At 60.1% G+C, this 13,082-nt stretch carries 13 protein-coding genes; 9 read left to right on the plus strand and 4 right to left on the minus strand.

Features of this window, described 5'->3' with window-relative positions; all coding sequences use genetic code 11:
* Positions 1-27: 27 nt before the first annotated feature.
* Both RA20_RS15715 and RA20_RS15720 read left to right on the plus strand, forming a co-directional pair.
* On the plus strand, positions 28-858 hold the full coding sequence (locus tag RA20_RS15715) for a LysR family transcriptional regulator (RefSeq protein ID WP_052249023.1): 831 nt from the start codon (positions 28-30) through the stop codon (positions 856-858).
* Between the two features lie 69 nt (positions 859-927).
* Positions 928-1,377, plus strand: coding sequence for an Lrp/AsnC family transcriptional regulator (locus RA20_RS15720; protein ID WP_039130725.1), 450 nt, complete (start codon positions 928-930; stop codon positions 1,375-1,377).
* A 3-nt stretch (positions 1,378-1,380) separates the two neighbouring features.
* Here RA20_RS15720 and pdxR read toward each other — a convergent pair whose 3' ends face one another.
* Positions 1,381-2,859 (minus strand): MocR-like pyridoxine biosynthesis transcription factor PdxR, encoded by a 1,479-nt coding sequence (pdxR, locus tag RA20_RS15725; RefSeq protein ID WP_052249024.1) that lies wholly within the window; start codon positions 2,857-2,859, stop codon positions 1,381-1,383.
* A gap of 166 nt (positions 2,860-3,025) precedes the next feature.
* Between pdxR and RA20_RS15730 the strand changes: the two genes are divergently transcribed.
* The gene (locus RA20_RS15730) at positions 3,026-4,609 is read left to right on the plus strand and encodes an ABC transporter substrate-binding protein (protein ID WP_039130728.1); all 1,584 of its coding nucleotides are present in this window, start codon (positions 3,026-3,028) and stop codon (positions 4,607-4,609) included.
* 66 nt (positions 4,610-4,675) lie between these two features.
* Complete coding sequence (locus RA20_RS15735; protein WP_039130730.1) at positions 4,676-5,602, plus strand: endonuclease/exonuclease/phosphatase family protein; 927 nt, start codon at positions 4,676-4,678, stop codon at positions 5,600-5,602.
* A gap of 211 nt (positions 5,603-5,813) precedes the next feature.
* Here RA20_RS15735 and RA20_RS15740 read toward each other — a convergent pair whose 3' ends face one another.
* A complete protein-coding gene (locus tag RA20_RS15740) occupies positions 5,814-7,040 on the minus strand; it encodes a M24 family metallopeptidase (protein WP_052249025.1) in 1,227 nt (408 codons plus the stop codon).
* 107 nt (positions 7,041-7,147) lie between these two features.
* Between RA20_RS15740 and RA20_RS24710 the strand changes: the two genes are divergently transcribed.
* Complete coding sequence (locus RA20_RS24710) at positions 7,148-8,077, plus strand: LysR family transcriptional regulator (RefSeq protein ID WP_052249026.1); 930 nt, start codon at positions 7,148-7,150, stop codon at positions 8,075-8,077.
* A 16-nt stretch (positions 8,078-8,093) separates the two neighbouring features.
* On the opposite strand, the gene RA20_RS15750 is transcribed toward RA20_RS24710, so the two are convergent.
* Positions 8,094-9,029: a LysR family transcriptional regulator gene (locus RA20_RS15750; RefSeq protein ID WP_039130733.1), complete on the minus strand. Its 936-nt coding sequence runs from the start codon at positions 9,027-9,029 to the stop codon at positions 8,094-8,096.
* 170 nt (positions 9,030-9,199) lie between these two features.
* On the opposite strand from RA20_RS15750, the gene RA20_RS15755 reads away from it, so the two are divergent.
* From RA20_RS15755 to RA20_RS15770, 4 genes are all read left to right on the plus strand, one after another.
* Entirely contained in the window at positions 9,200-10,213 is a 1,014-nt protein-coding gene (locus RA20_RS15755; protein WP_039130737.1) for a TRAP transporter substrate-binding protein, read from the plus strand.
* Positions 10,214-10,284: 71 nt separating this feature from the next.
* The gene (locus RA20_RS15760) at positions 10,285-10,821 is read left to right on the plus strand and encodes a TRAP transporter small permease (RefSeq protein ID WP_039130739.1); all 537 of its coding nucleotides are present in this window, start codon (positions 10,285-10,287) and stop codon (positions 10,819-10,821) included.
* 19 nt (positions 10,822-10,840) lie between these two features.
* Complete coding sequence (locus tag RA20_RS15765) at positions 10,841-12,181, plus strand: TRAP transporter large permease (RefSeq protein WP_039130742.1); 1,341 nt, start codon at positions 10,841-10,843, stop codon at positions 12,179-12,181.
* Between the two features lie 17 nt (positions 12,182-12,198).
* Positions 12,199-12,702, plus strand: a complete 504-nt coding sequence (locus tag RA20_RS15770; RefSeq protein ID WP_039130745.1) for a universal stress protein — start codon at positions 12,199-12,201, stop codon at positions 12,700-12,702.
* 58 nt (positions 12,703-12,760) lie between these two features.
* Here the strand turns inward: RA20_RS15770 and RA20_RS15775 are convergent.
* Positions 12,761-13,082, minus strand: a 322-nt coding sequence (locus RA20_RS15775) for an MlrC C-terminal domain-containing protein (protein WP_193748853.1), incomplete at its 5' end; no start/stop codon positions are given.

A 13,082-nucleotide genomic window follows, 5' to 3' on the forward strand; every position in this document is an offset into this window, starting at 1 on the left:
GTGCAAGAAATTTGCATTATCGGCCGAATGAACATCTCTGCCATCCAGACTTTCCTCTGTGTTGTCCGCACCCGTAACCTCAACCGCGCTGCGGAGGAGCTCAATGTCACCCAATCCGCTGTTACGGCCCGGCTGGACACGCTGGAACAGGCTCTGGGCGCCAAACTTCTCATCCGGTCCCGCAAAGGCGCGGCCCTGACCAAGGAGGGGTTCGCCTTTCTCGAGCAGGCCGAGGTGATTACCCGCAGCTGGGAGAACGCGCGTGCGCGTATCAGCCTGCCGAGCGGAGTCACCCGGCTATTCAGTTTTGTCTGCGACCCTTGCCTGTGGACAGGGCTGGGCGAGGCCTGGACCGCGCAGATCCGCTCCGGCCATCCGGAAACCGCCTTTGAGATCTGGTCCGGAACCGCCGGGGATGCCCGGTCCTGGTTGCAAAGCGGGATGAGCGATGCGGCCCTGCTGACAGAGCCGCTGACCGGGGCAGGTTTCGAGAGCCGCGAACTGGCGGCGGATGATCTGATCCAGGTCGCAATCCAGCCCCGCAAGGCGGTGAAATGGGACCCGGGTTACATCTATGTCGACTACGGCCCGGCGATACGGGCCCAGCATGCAGAGACATGGCCGACAGGAGAAACTGCCGCAGTCGCCTTCAGCAACCCTGATTGGGCCTTGCGGCATTTGCTGGCTCATGGCGGTTCAGCCTATCTGCCCCGGCGTATGGTGGCCGGCTTGGTCGCAGAGGGCCGCCTGTTCGAAGTTGAGGGCTCTGCCGCTTTCAGTCAGCGTGTTTTCCTGTCATGGCGCAAAGGCCGCCACGAGATTTTTTCCTGGCTGGCTGATCAGGGTTCCGCAGCGTGAGGCGGCTGGACACTGCGGCAAAGTACGAAAAACATTGTCAAACCCAGCGGATCGGACGAAAAATCAACCATGGATGACAAAGACTACGATATTCTGAGGCTGATCCAGTCCAATGCTCAATTGACGGCTGAGGCAATCAGTCATGAGGTGGGCCTGTCGCCGCCCGCAGTTCAGAAACGGCTCAAGAAGCTGCGCGATACGGGTGTGATCGAAAAGGAGATTGCCCTGTTATCGCCGTCCAAGCTGGGGCGGGAAATGACGGTGATCGTGCAGGTGGTGCTGGAGCGCGAAAGCCGCATGCATCTGGACGCCTTCAAGCGCAAGATGCGCCAGGCGCGGGAGGTGCAGCAGTGCTACTACACCACGGGCGAGGCGGACTTCATCCTGGTGGTGATCGTCAAGGACATCAAGGAATACGAGACCTTCACTCAGGAGTACTTCTTTGATGAATCCAACGTCAGCCGCTTTACATCATCGGTGGTGATGGACCGGGTGAAAGTGTCTCTGGATATCTTCTGAGGGTCAGGCTGTGGCCAGGCAGGCGCAGAGTTTTTCCACCGCGGCGGGGATGTCATCTTCGTGGGTGCAGCCGAAGCCCAGGAGCAGGCCGTTCAGGTCCTGCCGCTCCATGCAGTAATAAGACAGCGCGTAAGCTGAAAGGCCATTGGCGCCCAATGCGCCCAATACATCCATATCGCGGATGTCCTCTCGCAGATTGGCGATCACCCGCAGCCCGCTGGTGTTTTGGCGCAGTTCTACCAAAGGGCTGGATATCCTGGCAAAACTGCTGAGCATCGCCTTGCGGCGCCGGGAATAGGCACTGTGCATGCGGCGGATGTGGCTGCTGAGGTGGCCCTGTTCGATGAACTCCGCCAGCACCGCCTGCAGCCAGGTGTTGGGGCCGCGGTCGGTGATCGCGCTAAGCGCCATCAGCGGTTTGGCCAGTACAGGCGGAGCGATGATGAAGCCCAGCCTCAGCGAAGGGAACAAGGCGTTGTTGAAGCTTGAAACATAGATCGTACGGGCCTGATGGTCGTCGCAATAGATGGCTGGATCCGGGCGGCCGCCGAACACGAACTCATTGTCCAGGTCATCCTCGATCAGCCAGGCATCGGTACGGGCGGCCCAGTCCATCCATTCCAGCCGCTGCGCAATCGGCATAACCGCCCCCAGCGGGTACTGGCAGGACGGTGTGAGGTAGGCGAGCCGTGCGCCGGCAGAATCCGGCCCTTCCGGCGGCACTGCGGCGCCGGTTCCGCTGACACGGACAGGTACAACAGATCCGCCCTGAGCCTGGAAGCTGAGCCGCACGACCGGGCTGGAAGGATCTTCCATCAGCACTTTTTCCCCGGGATCCACCAGCAGCGCGGCAATCAGGTTCAGCGATTGCTGGCTGCCATTCGTTATGATCACCTGGTCCGGAGAGCACTTCAGCCCGCGCCGGTTCAGTACATAATCGGCAATGGCTGCACGCAAGGGCGGGTAGCCTCCGGGCTGGCCATAGGCCATCATGGCGCTGTCCAGCCGGTTGCGGATACGGTTTTCGATCCGGCCCCAGATCTTGTGCGGGAACAAGTCGATAGCGGGGATATTGGCAATGAATGGCCGCACTTGCGGGGGCTCGAAATAGGAGGGGTCCAAACCTTCGGCGGCAGCCTTGCCGCGCCTTGACAGATTCGGGAGGCGGTTGTTTTTGGCCGGGCTGCTGGCGCCGGGGCGCAGCCCCGGGAACTCTGGGTTGACAAAGGTCCCGGCACCGGTCCGGCTTTGCAGGTATCCTTCGCTGTCCAACTGCTCATATGCAGCCACCAAGGTGCTGCGGGCGATGCCGTGATGCTCTTTCATCCACCGGGTCGAGGGCAGCTTCTGCCCTGGCTTTATGCCGCCGTTCCGGATCATCCGGCGCAGCTGCTGTATCAGCTGCAGATACAGCGGGGTGCCGCTTTCACGCTCCAGCTGAAGGAAGGGCAGCGGTGCGGTATGTTTGGTTTGCTCCGTCAATGACCGGCTCCAAAAATGGTTTGCAACATTTAAGCAAATTGGACGTTGATGGTAAAACCAATTCCTGCCAACACATCTCTGTCAGCCCGCGTTTGGGCACATGAACAGCAAAGATGGCTGCCCTTTGCCTGCCAGATGGGCCTCGTGCAGCCGGCAGGGGAAGAACATGTCTGACATTATCAACCATTATGTCCAACAGGCGGCCAAGGGATTCATGAACCGCCGCGAATTCATCGGCCGTCTTGGCGCGCTGGGGGTTGCCGCGGCCTCTGCCAACAGCCTGCTGGCCTCGGCAGTGCGTGCAGAAGGTCCCAAAAAGGGTGGCCTGCTCCGCTCCGGCCTGCAGGGCGGCGCCAGCACCGACAGCCTTGACCCGGCACTGGCGGCCAGCTCGGTCCCCAACAATGTGCTGACTGCCTATGGCGACCTGCTGGTTGAAGTCGACACGCACGGGGAACTCGTGCCCCGCCTGGCAGAGGCGGTTGAAGCCAGCGCCGACGCCAAGACCTGGACCTTCAAGATCCGCAAAGGCGTGGAGTTCCACAACGGCAAGACAATGACGCCAGAGGACGTGCTGAAAACCATGCAGCGCCACTCCAGCGAAGACAGCCAGTCCGGCGCGCTTGGCATCATGCGCGGCATCGAGTCGATGAAAGTTGACGGCGACTACTTCAGCGTCACCTTGGACACGCCGAACGCCGACCTGCCGTATCTGATGGCCGACTACCACTTGGTGGTGCAACCGGATGGCGGCATGGATGCCCCGGCGTCCGGCATCGGCTGCGGCCCCTACACGCTTGAAGTCAATGAGCCGGGCGCCCGCCATGCCTTCAAGAAATTCGCCAATTACTGGGACGACGGCCGCGGCCACGCCGATGAGATCGAGATCCTTGTGCTGAACGATGACACCGCCCGCACCGCCGCGCTGCAAAGCGGCCAGGTGCATTTTATCAACCGGGTGGCTCCGAAGATCGCCAAGCTGCTGGGCCGCGCGCCCGGCTTGCGGATCGAGAGCATTGCCGGCCGCGGCCATTACTGCTTCCTGATGCATTGCGACACTCCGCCGTTTGCCAGCAATGATCTGCGGATGGCGCTGAAACTGGCGATCGACCGGCAGGAAATGGTCGACAAGGTGCTGCGCGGTTTTGGCAGTGTCGGCAACGACTCGCCGATCAATGCCGCCTATCCGCTGTTCTCGGATGATATCGAGCAGCGCGCCTACGATCCGGACCGGGCCCGCCACTATTATCAGAAGTCCGGCCATGACGGCCCGGTCGTGATGAAAGTCTCCGATACCGCCTTCCCGGGTGCAGTGGACGCCGCGCAGCTGTTCCAGCAAAGCGCCTCCAAGGCGGGCATCCCGCTGCAGATCGAGCGCGTCCCCAGCGACGGCTACTGGTCAGAAGTCTGGAACAAGGAGCCCTTCTGCGCCTCCTACTGGGGCGGCCGTCCGGTGCAGGACCAGATGTTCTCGACCGCCTATAAATCGGACGCAGATTGGAACGACACCCGGTTCAAGCGCGACGACTTTGACGCGCTGCTGCTGCAGGCCAAGGGCGAGCTGGACACGGCCAAGCGCACCGCGCTCTACCGTGAAATGAGCGTCATGGTCGGTAACGAAGGCGGCGCCATCATTCCGATGTTCAACGATTTCATCGATGGGGTCAGCGAGCAGGTTGGCGGCTGGGAGAACGATTCCGGCGGCGGCATGATGTACGATGGCGCGCTGGTGAAAACCTGGCTGCTGTAATCTGATATCCCGAAGACTGCGGCGGGCGGCCCCAGGCTGTCCGCCGTTTTTTATGAGGGCGCGCCGATGAAACTGGTTACCTACAACATCCGCTATGCGCTTGGTCCGGATGGGGTTTATGACTATGGCCGGATCGCTGATGCGGTGCGCGGTGCCGATGTCATTGCGCTGCAAGAGGTTGAGCGCAACTGGCGCCGCAGCAGCATGGCCGACCAGCCTGCGCTGCTGGCTAAGCTGTTGCCGGAGTATCACTGGGCCTTCTTCCCGGCTTTTGACATGGATGCCAGCAGCACCGGCGCTGATGGCCGTGTCGTGAACCGCCGCCGCCAGTTCGGTCCGATGCTGCTGTCGAAACACCGGCTTCTCGAAATCCGCCGCCACCCGCTGCCCAAGATCGCCACCGCGCGCAGTTTCGGCATGGAAACCGGTGCGCTGGAATGTGTTCTGGATGCACCGGATGGTCCGCTCAGGGTTTATTCCCTGCATCTGACCTCGGCATCCCGGCGGGAAAAGCTGCTGCAGGTCCAGCATCTGATCTCGTTGCATCAGGGGGCCCATGCCCGCGGCGGCGCCTGGACTGGCAAGGCTCCGGTGCATGATCCGGGTGAGCTGGCCAACTTCCACGCGATGGACTGGGCTCAGGGAGAGGAACAGCCTGCCCTGCCGCGCCACACGATCCTGATGGGTGATTTCAATATGGTACCGGGCGGTCCGGAGTATTTGGCCCTCACCGGAGAACCCGACCTCGCCACAGGGCATAACCTGCATTGGGACAGTTTCGCCGACAGCTGGACCCATGCCAAAGACTGCGCTGGCGATGAAGGCCACACCTGGCTGCCCGATCCTCCAGACCGTGCACCAGGCGAGCCGCTGCGGCTGGACTATTGCTTGCTGAGCGCAGGCCTGGCGGATTGCGTTGCGCGCGCGTGGGTGGACAAGGAGGCGGAGGGCTCCGACCATCTGCCCTATTGGGTCGAGCTCAGCGGCAACTGAGGCAGCCAGGCGGGCCGGCCGGAGTTGCTCAAGGCTTGGGCTGTGTCTGGGTTCAATCTCGCTCCATGAGTGCCCGTGTGTTTTGATGCCTGGGTCCAGCCCTCGGAATGCAAGTCGGCTATCTGGCCAGCCATTGAGCTGCCGCCGGCAATGGTTCCAGCATTGCAGCGGATGCCGCTCTGCCGCGTTTCGCGCCGTGAACGGATCGCTGTTAAATCATCCGCCCGCCAAGCCGGTGATCGAAGTGATAGTTCGACATACGCTCCACCCCGTCCTCAAGGATCAGGAACTGATCCTCCAGCTTTACGCCTTCTTTGGAGCGGTCCCAGCCAATGTAGCTTTCGAGGCAGATAATCATTCCGGGTTCCAGCGCGCCCTGCAGAGGATAGACAGTGCCGCTGCTGCCCATGTGCGGGATGTTCGGGAATTCACCAGCCATCCCCAGGCCGTGGCCGATGCAGTAATAGCGGCTGGCCTGGTGTTCAGGCGGTACCTTCCAGGCCTTTTCCGCCAGTTCGCGGTACTCGACACCCGGCTTTAACAGATCTGCATTCCACTCCAGCTGTTCACGCGCGCGCGCATAAAGCAGTTGCTGGTCCGGAGTTGCTTTTTGGTCGCCGCACAGGAAAGTGCGGGAGAAATCAACTGCATAGTTCTCGAATGCCAGCGCGTCGGTGTCGAGGCACAGCAGATCCCCCTTTTGCAGCAGGCGGCTGCCGGCCTCCTGGAAGTAGGGAAATGTGTTCGGCCCGCTCTGAAACAGCCGGGTTGAAACATAGTGGCCGTGTTTGGCCATCAGAGCGTAGTAAAATTCGGCCCAGGTTTCGGTTTCGCTCTTGCCGGGCTCGGCGCGGGTCTCCAGCCGTTCGACACCGGCTTCAACCCGCCGCATTGCCTCGCGGATATAGGGAAGCTCAACCGGCAGCTTTATCATCCGGGTCAGCGCTAGCGCTTTGCCCGCATCGCTGGTTTGCAGCCCTTCGCTCCGCAAAGCGTCTACAGCCTGAAACGGAAAACGGTCGACGGCGATACGGTCGATGGCCGGGTTGTAATCCCGCACTGTTTGGGCAATCTCCGCAGCAAACCTCGCGCAGGCCCCCTGCATATCGCCGCCGGAGCTGACATAATCCAATCCCTCCGCCATGCGGATTTCGCTAATCGTCGGCAGGTCTTCTGCCAGATGCTGGGAGCCTGCGAAATCGTACAGGATCACTGGCCCTTCCAGGAACACCAGCAGGTAGCGGGCCGGCGTTCGCGACGACCATAGCTGCATGTTCATTGCCCCGGTGGAGTAGAAGATCTGATTCGGGTCGATCACTGCCATCACCGGGATATCGTGCCGCCGCATCCCTTCGCGGGTATGTGCCAGCCGTGCCTGATAAAGTGCATATCTGTTGTCCGTCAGCTCAACGGCGAAGGAGGTATCCGTATTTTTCATGACTGCAGTCCCGGGTTCGCGTTGCTGCAGAGACTGCCCGCTGCAACCGGCTTTACAAAATGACGATTCCGCCGCAGGTTTTTTACAAAAAGTAAAAAGGATGCTTCGTGCACAACGCCCCTTCCCTGACCGGTCTGCGCGCCTTTGAGGCGGTGATCCGGCATGGCTCTCTGACCGGTGCAGCGCAGGAGCTTTGTGTGACACCCGCTGCCATCAGTCACCGGCTGAAGGATCTGGAAGCAAGATCTGAAACCAGGCTTTGCTACCGCGAGAGCGGACAGTTTCTCCCGACTCCGCAAGGCCGGGCAGTACTGGCTCAGTTGGGCGACGCATTTAAAAGGATCCGCATTGCCAGCCGGATGATCGGGGAAATCGCCGCCGCACCGGCGCTGGAAGTCGTTGCGTCCTACTCGTTTGCGGTTTCCTGGCTGATCCCGAACCTGCTTGGGTTTCAGGCCAGTTTTCCGGACCTGAAGATCACCATCGAGCCCAGCCACACCCCGGTGCAGAAGGCGCGTATCAGTACCAGCCTGGTGATCGTTCATTCCGGCCAGCGCCCGGACGGCGGTGACTGGGAACCATTGTTCGAAGATATCTGTGCTGTTGTTTGCAGCTCTGATCATCCTGTTCTGGAGCAGGATTCTCTGCCGGAAACTCTCTCCTCCTACCCGCTGGTGCATATCAGCCACGAACAGGGCAGCCGCAGTGGCGAGTTTTCCTGGCACGACTGGGGGCTGCACCGGCTTGGAGCAGCAGTGCATTTCCCTGCAGGGCTTCAGGTTACTGCCGAACATGCCGCCATCGACGCGGTGCAATCCGGCGATTGCCTCGCCTTGGTCAGCCTTATGAATGCCGATCGAGGGTTGCGTGCGGGATCTCTGGGTTATCTGGCGGGCACTGCCTGCCGCTCCGGGCAAGGTTATTGGGTGCGCTCAGCTGGCGGCCCCGGCAAAACCGCTGCTGCTGCAGAAGCGTTCAAACTTTGGCTGCAGACCGAAACTGCGGAAACTTTGAAAGTTTATCAGCGAGGCGGCTGACACAGGCTGGAACGCGTCAAGCCCCGTCGCCGTGTCCGGAATGCGCCGCAACCAATGTGTCGAGAAACAGCTTGGTAATCCGGTTTACGGCAGGCCGCTTGCGGGTGACCGCAGCAAACTGGCTGCGGTAGGAGATTTCGCCAGGCAGCACTTTCTTCATCAATCCGTAGCGGACAAACCCGTCTCCCAGATGATCGGGCAGGAACCCCAGATAACTGCCCGACATGATCAGTATGGCCAGCGCCTGTTCGTTCTGGACCTTGGCAGCCCGCCGGAACCCCAGCTTTTGCCCCACGTGCAAGTTTGGCGAATTCACCCGGATCCCGGCGTAGTTCTCGGCCTGCACATCCGGCAGCCCAAGGCTGGTCTGGTCGCAGTCAAAGAACGGATGCCCCTTGCCGCAATAGAGAAACATGCTCTCTCCATAAAGCGGCAAATAGTCGAGGCTGGGGGATGGCCGGTGCAGCGCCAGAATGCCGATATCAAGCTGGCCGCCGATCACCTTGGTTTCGATCACGTTCGGCGGTTCCAGCGACAATTCGATCTCCACAGAGGGTGCCGCCTTGTTGAACTCGCGGATGGTGCCCGGGACAAATGCCTCGGGATTAGAAGCGCATTGGTCGAACAGGGCAATCCGGATGGTGCCGACCAGCTGCTGTTTGATCTCGTTGACCTGAGCGCGGAAGTCAGTGACTGAGGCCAGCAGACCTTCGGCAGAGCGCAGCACTTGTTCACCGTCGTCGGTCAGGGAAAACCCGGCCGGGCCGCGGTTGCACAGTTTCAGATCCAGCCGGAGTTCCAAATCGGCTATGTACTTAGAAATCGTGGATTTGCCGATGTTCAACTCGGTTTCAGCTGCCGCCAGCCCGCCGCTTTCGGCCACGGCCTTGAAGACTCGGAGCAATTTCAGATCAGCGTCTGCAATGTGTTTGACACGGGATTGCCGGTTCATGTTCCAGGTTCGCAATTTGTGAAACTTTGCTTTCAAAAGTTTACATTCTAGAAACATGAAACGCAATGTAGCTTCCTGCCCACCAAGGACGGATCGGACCGGCATTTATGCTTATGGAGGGCATGCCGGCGCGCGCCTTGGGCTTCAAGATGACAATACGGGAGGAAGTTATGTCATTTCTCAAAAAGGTCTGCACGCTGACCGCAGCCGTTTCTGCCGCCGCGATGCTGACCACCGGTGCCGTTTCCGCAAAGAACTTCAAGATTGCCGTGGGCGACAGCGCCGGCAGCCCGCAGGAAGCGACCGGCAAGTTCTTTGTTGAGGCATTGGAAGCAAAGTCCGGCGGCGAGCACACCGCAACCCTGTTCCTGAACGGCCAGCTGGGCTCCGAGCAGGACACCGTGAACGAAGCCGCAATCGGCACCCTGGACATGTCGCTGCTGGCTATCAACAACGTGACCCCGTTCTCCCCGACCGTGGGCGTGTTCACTCTGCCTTACGTGATCCTGTCGCTGGAAGATGCAGAAACCCTGACCCAGGGCCCGATCGGCCAAGAGCTGACCGAAAACACCCTGCGTGACGCCGGCGTGCGCATCATTGCCTGGACCTACACCGGCTTCCGCCGCCTGACCAACTCCAAGAAGCCGGTCACTTCGGTTGCCGACCTGCAGGATCTGGTCATCCGCGTTCCCAAGAACGAGATCATGATCGAGACCTACAAGTCCTGGGGCATCAACCCGACTCCGATGGCCTGGTCCGAGACCTTCACCGGTCTGCAGACCAAGGTGGTTGATGGTCAGGACAACCCCTACATGACCATCAACGCGATGAAGTTCTACGAAGTGCAGGACCACGTCACCAACCTGCGCTACATCTTCTCGATCGAGCCGCTGATCGTCTCCGAAGCCGTATTCCAGGGCCTGTCGGAAGAAGATCAGCAGATCATTCTGGAAGCAGGCAAGGAAGCCACCCTGAAATCGGCCCAGTTCCTGCGTGACTCCGAAGCCGCGATCAAGGAAGAGCTGACTGCCAAGGGCATGGCCATCGTGGATCCGGAAAACGACGAAGCCGAGTTCATCAAGCTGGCAACCGAAGCCGTGTGGCCGAAGTTCTACGACTCCATCGGCGGTGTTGAGAAGATGAACGCGGTCCTGACCGCCATCGGCCGCGACCCGGTTCAGTAAGCCTCTGGCAAACCTATAAAAACAACGAAGCAGCGCCACGTGCGCTGCTTCGCACAGGGGAGGAGTACATCATGATCTGGAAAGTCCTGGACAACATAGAAAGCTATATCTGCCGTCTATTACTGTCCGGTTTTGTCATTCTGCTGTTCGTGCAGATCATCTCACGCGAAGTCTTTGGTCATTCATTCTCGTGGATCGAAGAGCTCTCGGTCTACATGTTCGTCTGGTTTGTCTATTTTGGCGCAAGCTATGCCGCACTGAAGGGGGCGCACAACCGGGTCACCTTCCAGTTCAAATTCCTGCCCTCGGGCTGGATCAAATACATTGAGGCCTTTGCCGACCTCTTCTGGCTGTTCTTCAACTGCTACTTCCTGTGGCTGGCCACCGATTTCGTCTTCAACAAAATGAACAAGTTCTGGAAGTCGCAGACCTTGGGCATTGAGATGAAGTACATCTACATGGTGCTGCCCATCGCCTTCACCCTGATGACCATCCGCATTCTGCAGGTGAACTACCGCAAACTGATCCGTGGCGAAGAAATCCACGATCCCGACCAGATTGACCTTGATGAGATCAAGGGCAGCGCTGGCGCGGACAATCGCGCGTGAAAAAGGGAGGGATAGAATAATGGAAACCGAAATCGTCACGATCCTGTTTGGATCATTTCTGCTGCTTTTGTTCCTCGGCGCGCCGATCACCGTTGCGCTGGGTGTGTCGTCATTGCTGTCGTTCCTGTATCTGGACGAAAACCCGATCAAGTTTGTGCAGATCGCCTTCACCTCGGTCGGCTCCTTCCCGCTGATGGCACTGCCGGCCTTCATTCTGGCTGGTGCATTGATGGAGGCCGCGGGGATCTCGAAGCGGCTGATCAACGTGGCCGAAAGCTTTGCCGGGCCGTTCACCGGCGGCATCTCGGCAGCGACTGTCATGGCCTGCCTTTTCTTCGGCGCAATCTCCGGTTCCGGCCCGGCAACCACTGCCGCCGTCGGTATGCTGATGATCCCGGCGATGATCAACCGCGGCTATGAGCGCGGCTATGCGTCTGCGATCACCGCATCCTCGGGCGGCCTCGGCATCATCATTCCGCCGTCGATCCCGATGGTGATCTTTGGCATTGCCGCCCTCGGCATGGCACCGCCGCCGGAAGCGGTTGAGAAATACGGCACCTTCCAGTCGGTCTCGATCTCGAAGCTGTTCATTGCCGGCTTTGTGCCCGCCTTCCTGATCGCCACCAGCCTCTTGATCCTGAACTTCTTCATGTCGAAGAAACGCGGCTACAAAGGCTCCGCTGACGGCTGGTCGATCCGCAACGTGGGCTGCGAGATGTACCGCGGTTTCTGGGCGCTGATGGCCCCGATTGTGATCCTGGGCGGCATCTACACCGGCTTCTTCACTCCGACCGAAGCCGCCATCGTCGCGATCTTCTACACTCTGGTTGTTGGTGTCTTCATCTACCGCGAGCTGACCTGGTCCTCGCTGTTCCAGTCGCTGGAAGCCACCACCTGGCTCACCGGCCGCGTGCTCCTGATCCTGTTCACCGCAACCGTGTTCGGCCGCCTCCTGGTGGAAAACCAGATCCCGGCGGTGATTGCCGACAGCATGCTGAGCTTCACCCAGAACCTCTATGTCATCTGGGCGCTGATCATCTTCTTCCTGCTGTTTGTCGGCATGTTCATGGAGACGCTGGCCACCATCCTGATCCTGGTGCCGGTGATGCTGCCGGTGGCCTATTCGGTGGGCATCGACCCGATCCATTTTGGGGTGGTGATGGTTTGTACCCTGGGCATCGGCTTCCAGACGCCGCCCTTGGGTGAGAACCTGTTCATCGCCTCGGGGATCTCGAACATCACAATCGAGCAGATCTCGCTGCGCGCCCTGCCTTTTGCTGCAGTGAACACGATTGCGATCTTCATCATCGCCTTCTTCCCGGAAATCTCGCTGTGGCTGCCACGGCTGTTTGGCTACTGATCTGAAAGGGGACTGACATGAAACCGCTGATCACAAACATCCTGTTTGCCACTGATCTGTCGCACAATTCGACCCATGCACTGCGCCATGCCGCCAGCCTGGCGCAGGCAACCGGGGCCGAGATCCACGTGCTGCATGTGAACGAGCCGATCTCGGAAGATGCCAAGATCACCTTCGAGATGTTCGTGCTGAACGACGAGACCCGCAAAGCAGCGGCGAAGCGGCGGCACGAAATGGTCAAACAGGTTCTGGCCGAACGCCAGACCCGGTTTTGGGCCTCTTTCGACGGCGATGATGCCAAGATCCGCGACCAGGTGACCTCGATTGAGGTCACCGACGGCCATCCGGCAGAGGTGATCCTGCGCCGCTCGGCCGAATTGGGTTGCGACCTGATTGTGCTGGGCGCCCATGACCACGGGTTCTCGCACACCTTCCTGGGCACCGTTGCCAAGCGGGTTCTGCGGCGCTCGCAGATCCCGACATTGGTGGTGCCCTACCAGAACGGCGAAGACGAGGAGTGATCCTCCCCGCAAGCGGCAGATCTCAGGCCGCTTGCGAAGACCGCTCCTGCATCAGGGTTCAGGCCTGAGCGGGGGCGGTTCTGACGTCCGGATACAAGTTCCTGTATGGGAAGTGCTCCAGATCGCAGGGAAACACCCCCGGTGCCGCGACCGGGTAGACCGCACTGGCTATCGGCTCGAAATCGGCGCGAAAATGGGCGGTGCTTTTGACGCAAACCGTACGGAAGCTCTCCGGCTCCAGCCCCAGATGGGTGAAATGCGCCAGATCCAGGCATTGGTTGCGGATGCTGGTGACTACTATAGTGATGTCCGCCTCTGAATTTGCCAATCGCAGCGCTGCCGTCAGGCCCAGGGTGGCCACCCCGCCGCCATACATCTCG

The organism is Leisingera sp. ANG-Vp (assembly GCF_000813725.1).
Classification (GTDB): domain Bacteria; phylum Pseudomonadota; class Alphaproteobacteria; order Rhodobacterales; family Rhodobacteraceae; genus Leisingera.

Bases quoted from the DNA above. Each gene is read 5' to 3' on its own strand.
- RA20_RS15715 (WP_052249023.1), top strand. From the start codon at position 28: ATGAACATCTCTGCCATCCAGACTTTCCTCTGTGTTGTCCGCACCCGT.
- RA20_RS15720 (WP_039130725.1), top strand. From the start codon at position 928: ATGGATGACAAAGACTACGATATTCTGAGGCTGATCCAGTCCAATGCT.
- RA20_RS15730 (WP_039130728.1), top strand. From the start codon at position 3,026: ATGTCTGACATTATCAACCATTATGTCCAACAGGCGGCCAAGGGATTC.
- RA20_RS15735 (WP_039130730.1), top strand. From the start codon at position 4,676: ATGAAACTGGTTACCTACAACATCCGCTATGCGCTTGGTCCGGATGGG.
- RA20_RS15740 (WP_052249025.1), bottom strand. From the start codon at position 7,040: ATGAAAAATACGGATACCTCCTTCGCCGTTGAGCTGACGGACAACAGA.
- RA20_RS15750 (WP_039130733.1), bottom strand. From the start codon at position 9,029: ATGAACCGGCAATCCCGTGTCAAACACATTGCAGACGCTGATCTGAAA.
- RA20_RS15755 (WP_039130737.1), top strand. From the start codon at position 9,200: ATGTCATTTCTCAAAAAGGTCTGCACGCTGACCGCAGCCGTTTCTGCC.
- RA20_RS15760 (WP_039130739.1), top strand. From the start codon at position 10,285: ATGATCTGGAAAGTCCTGGACAACATAGAAAGCTATATCTGCCGTCTA.
- RA20_RS15765 (WP_039130742.1), top strand. From the start codon at position 10,841: ATGGAAACCGAAATCGTCACGATCCTGTTTGGATCATTTCTGCTGCTT.
- RA20_RS15770 (WP_039130745.1), top strand. From the start codon at position 12,199: ATGAAACCGCTGATCACAAACATCCTGTTTGCCACTGATCTGTCGCAC.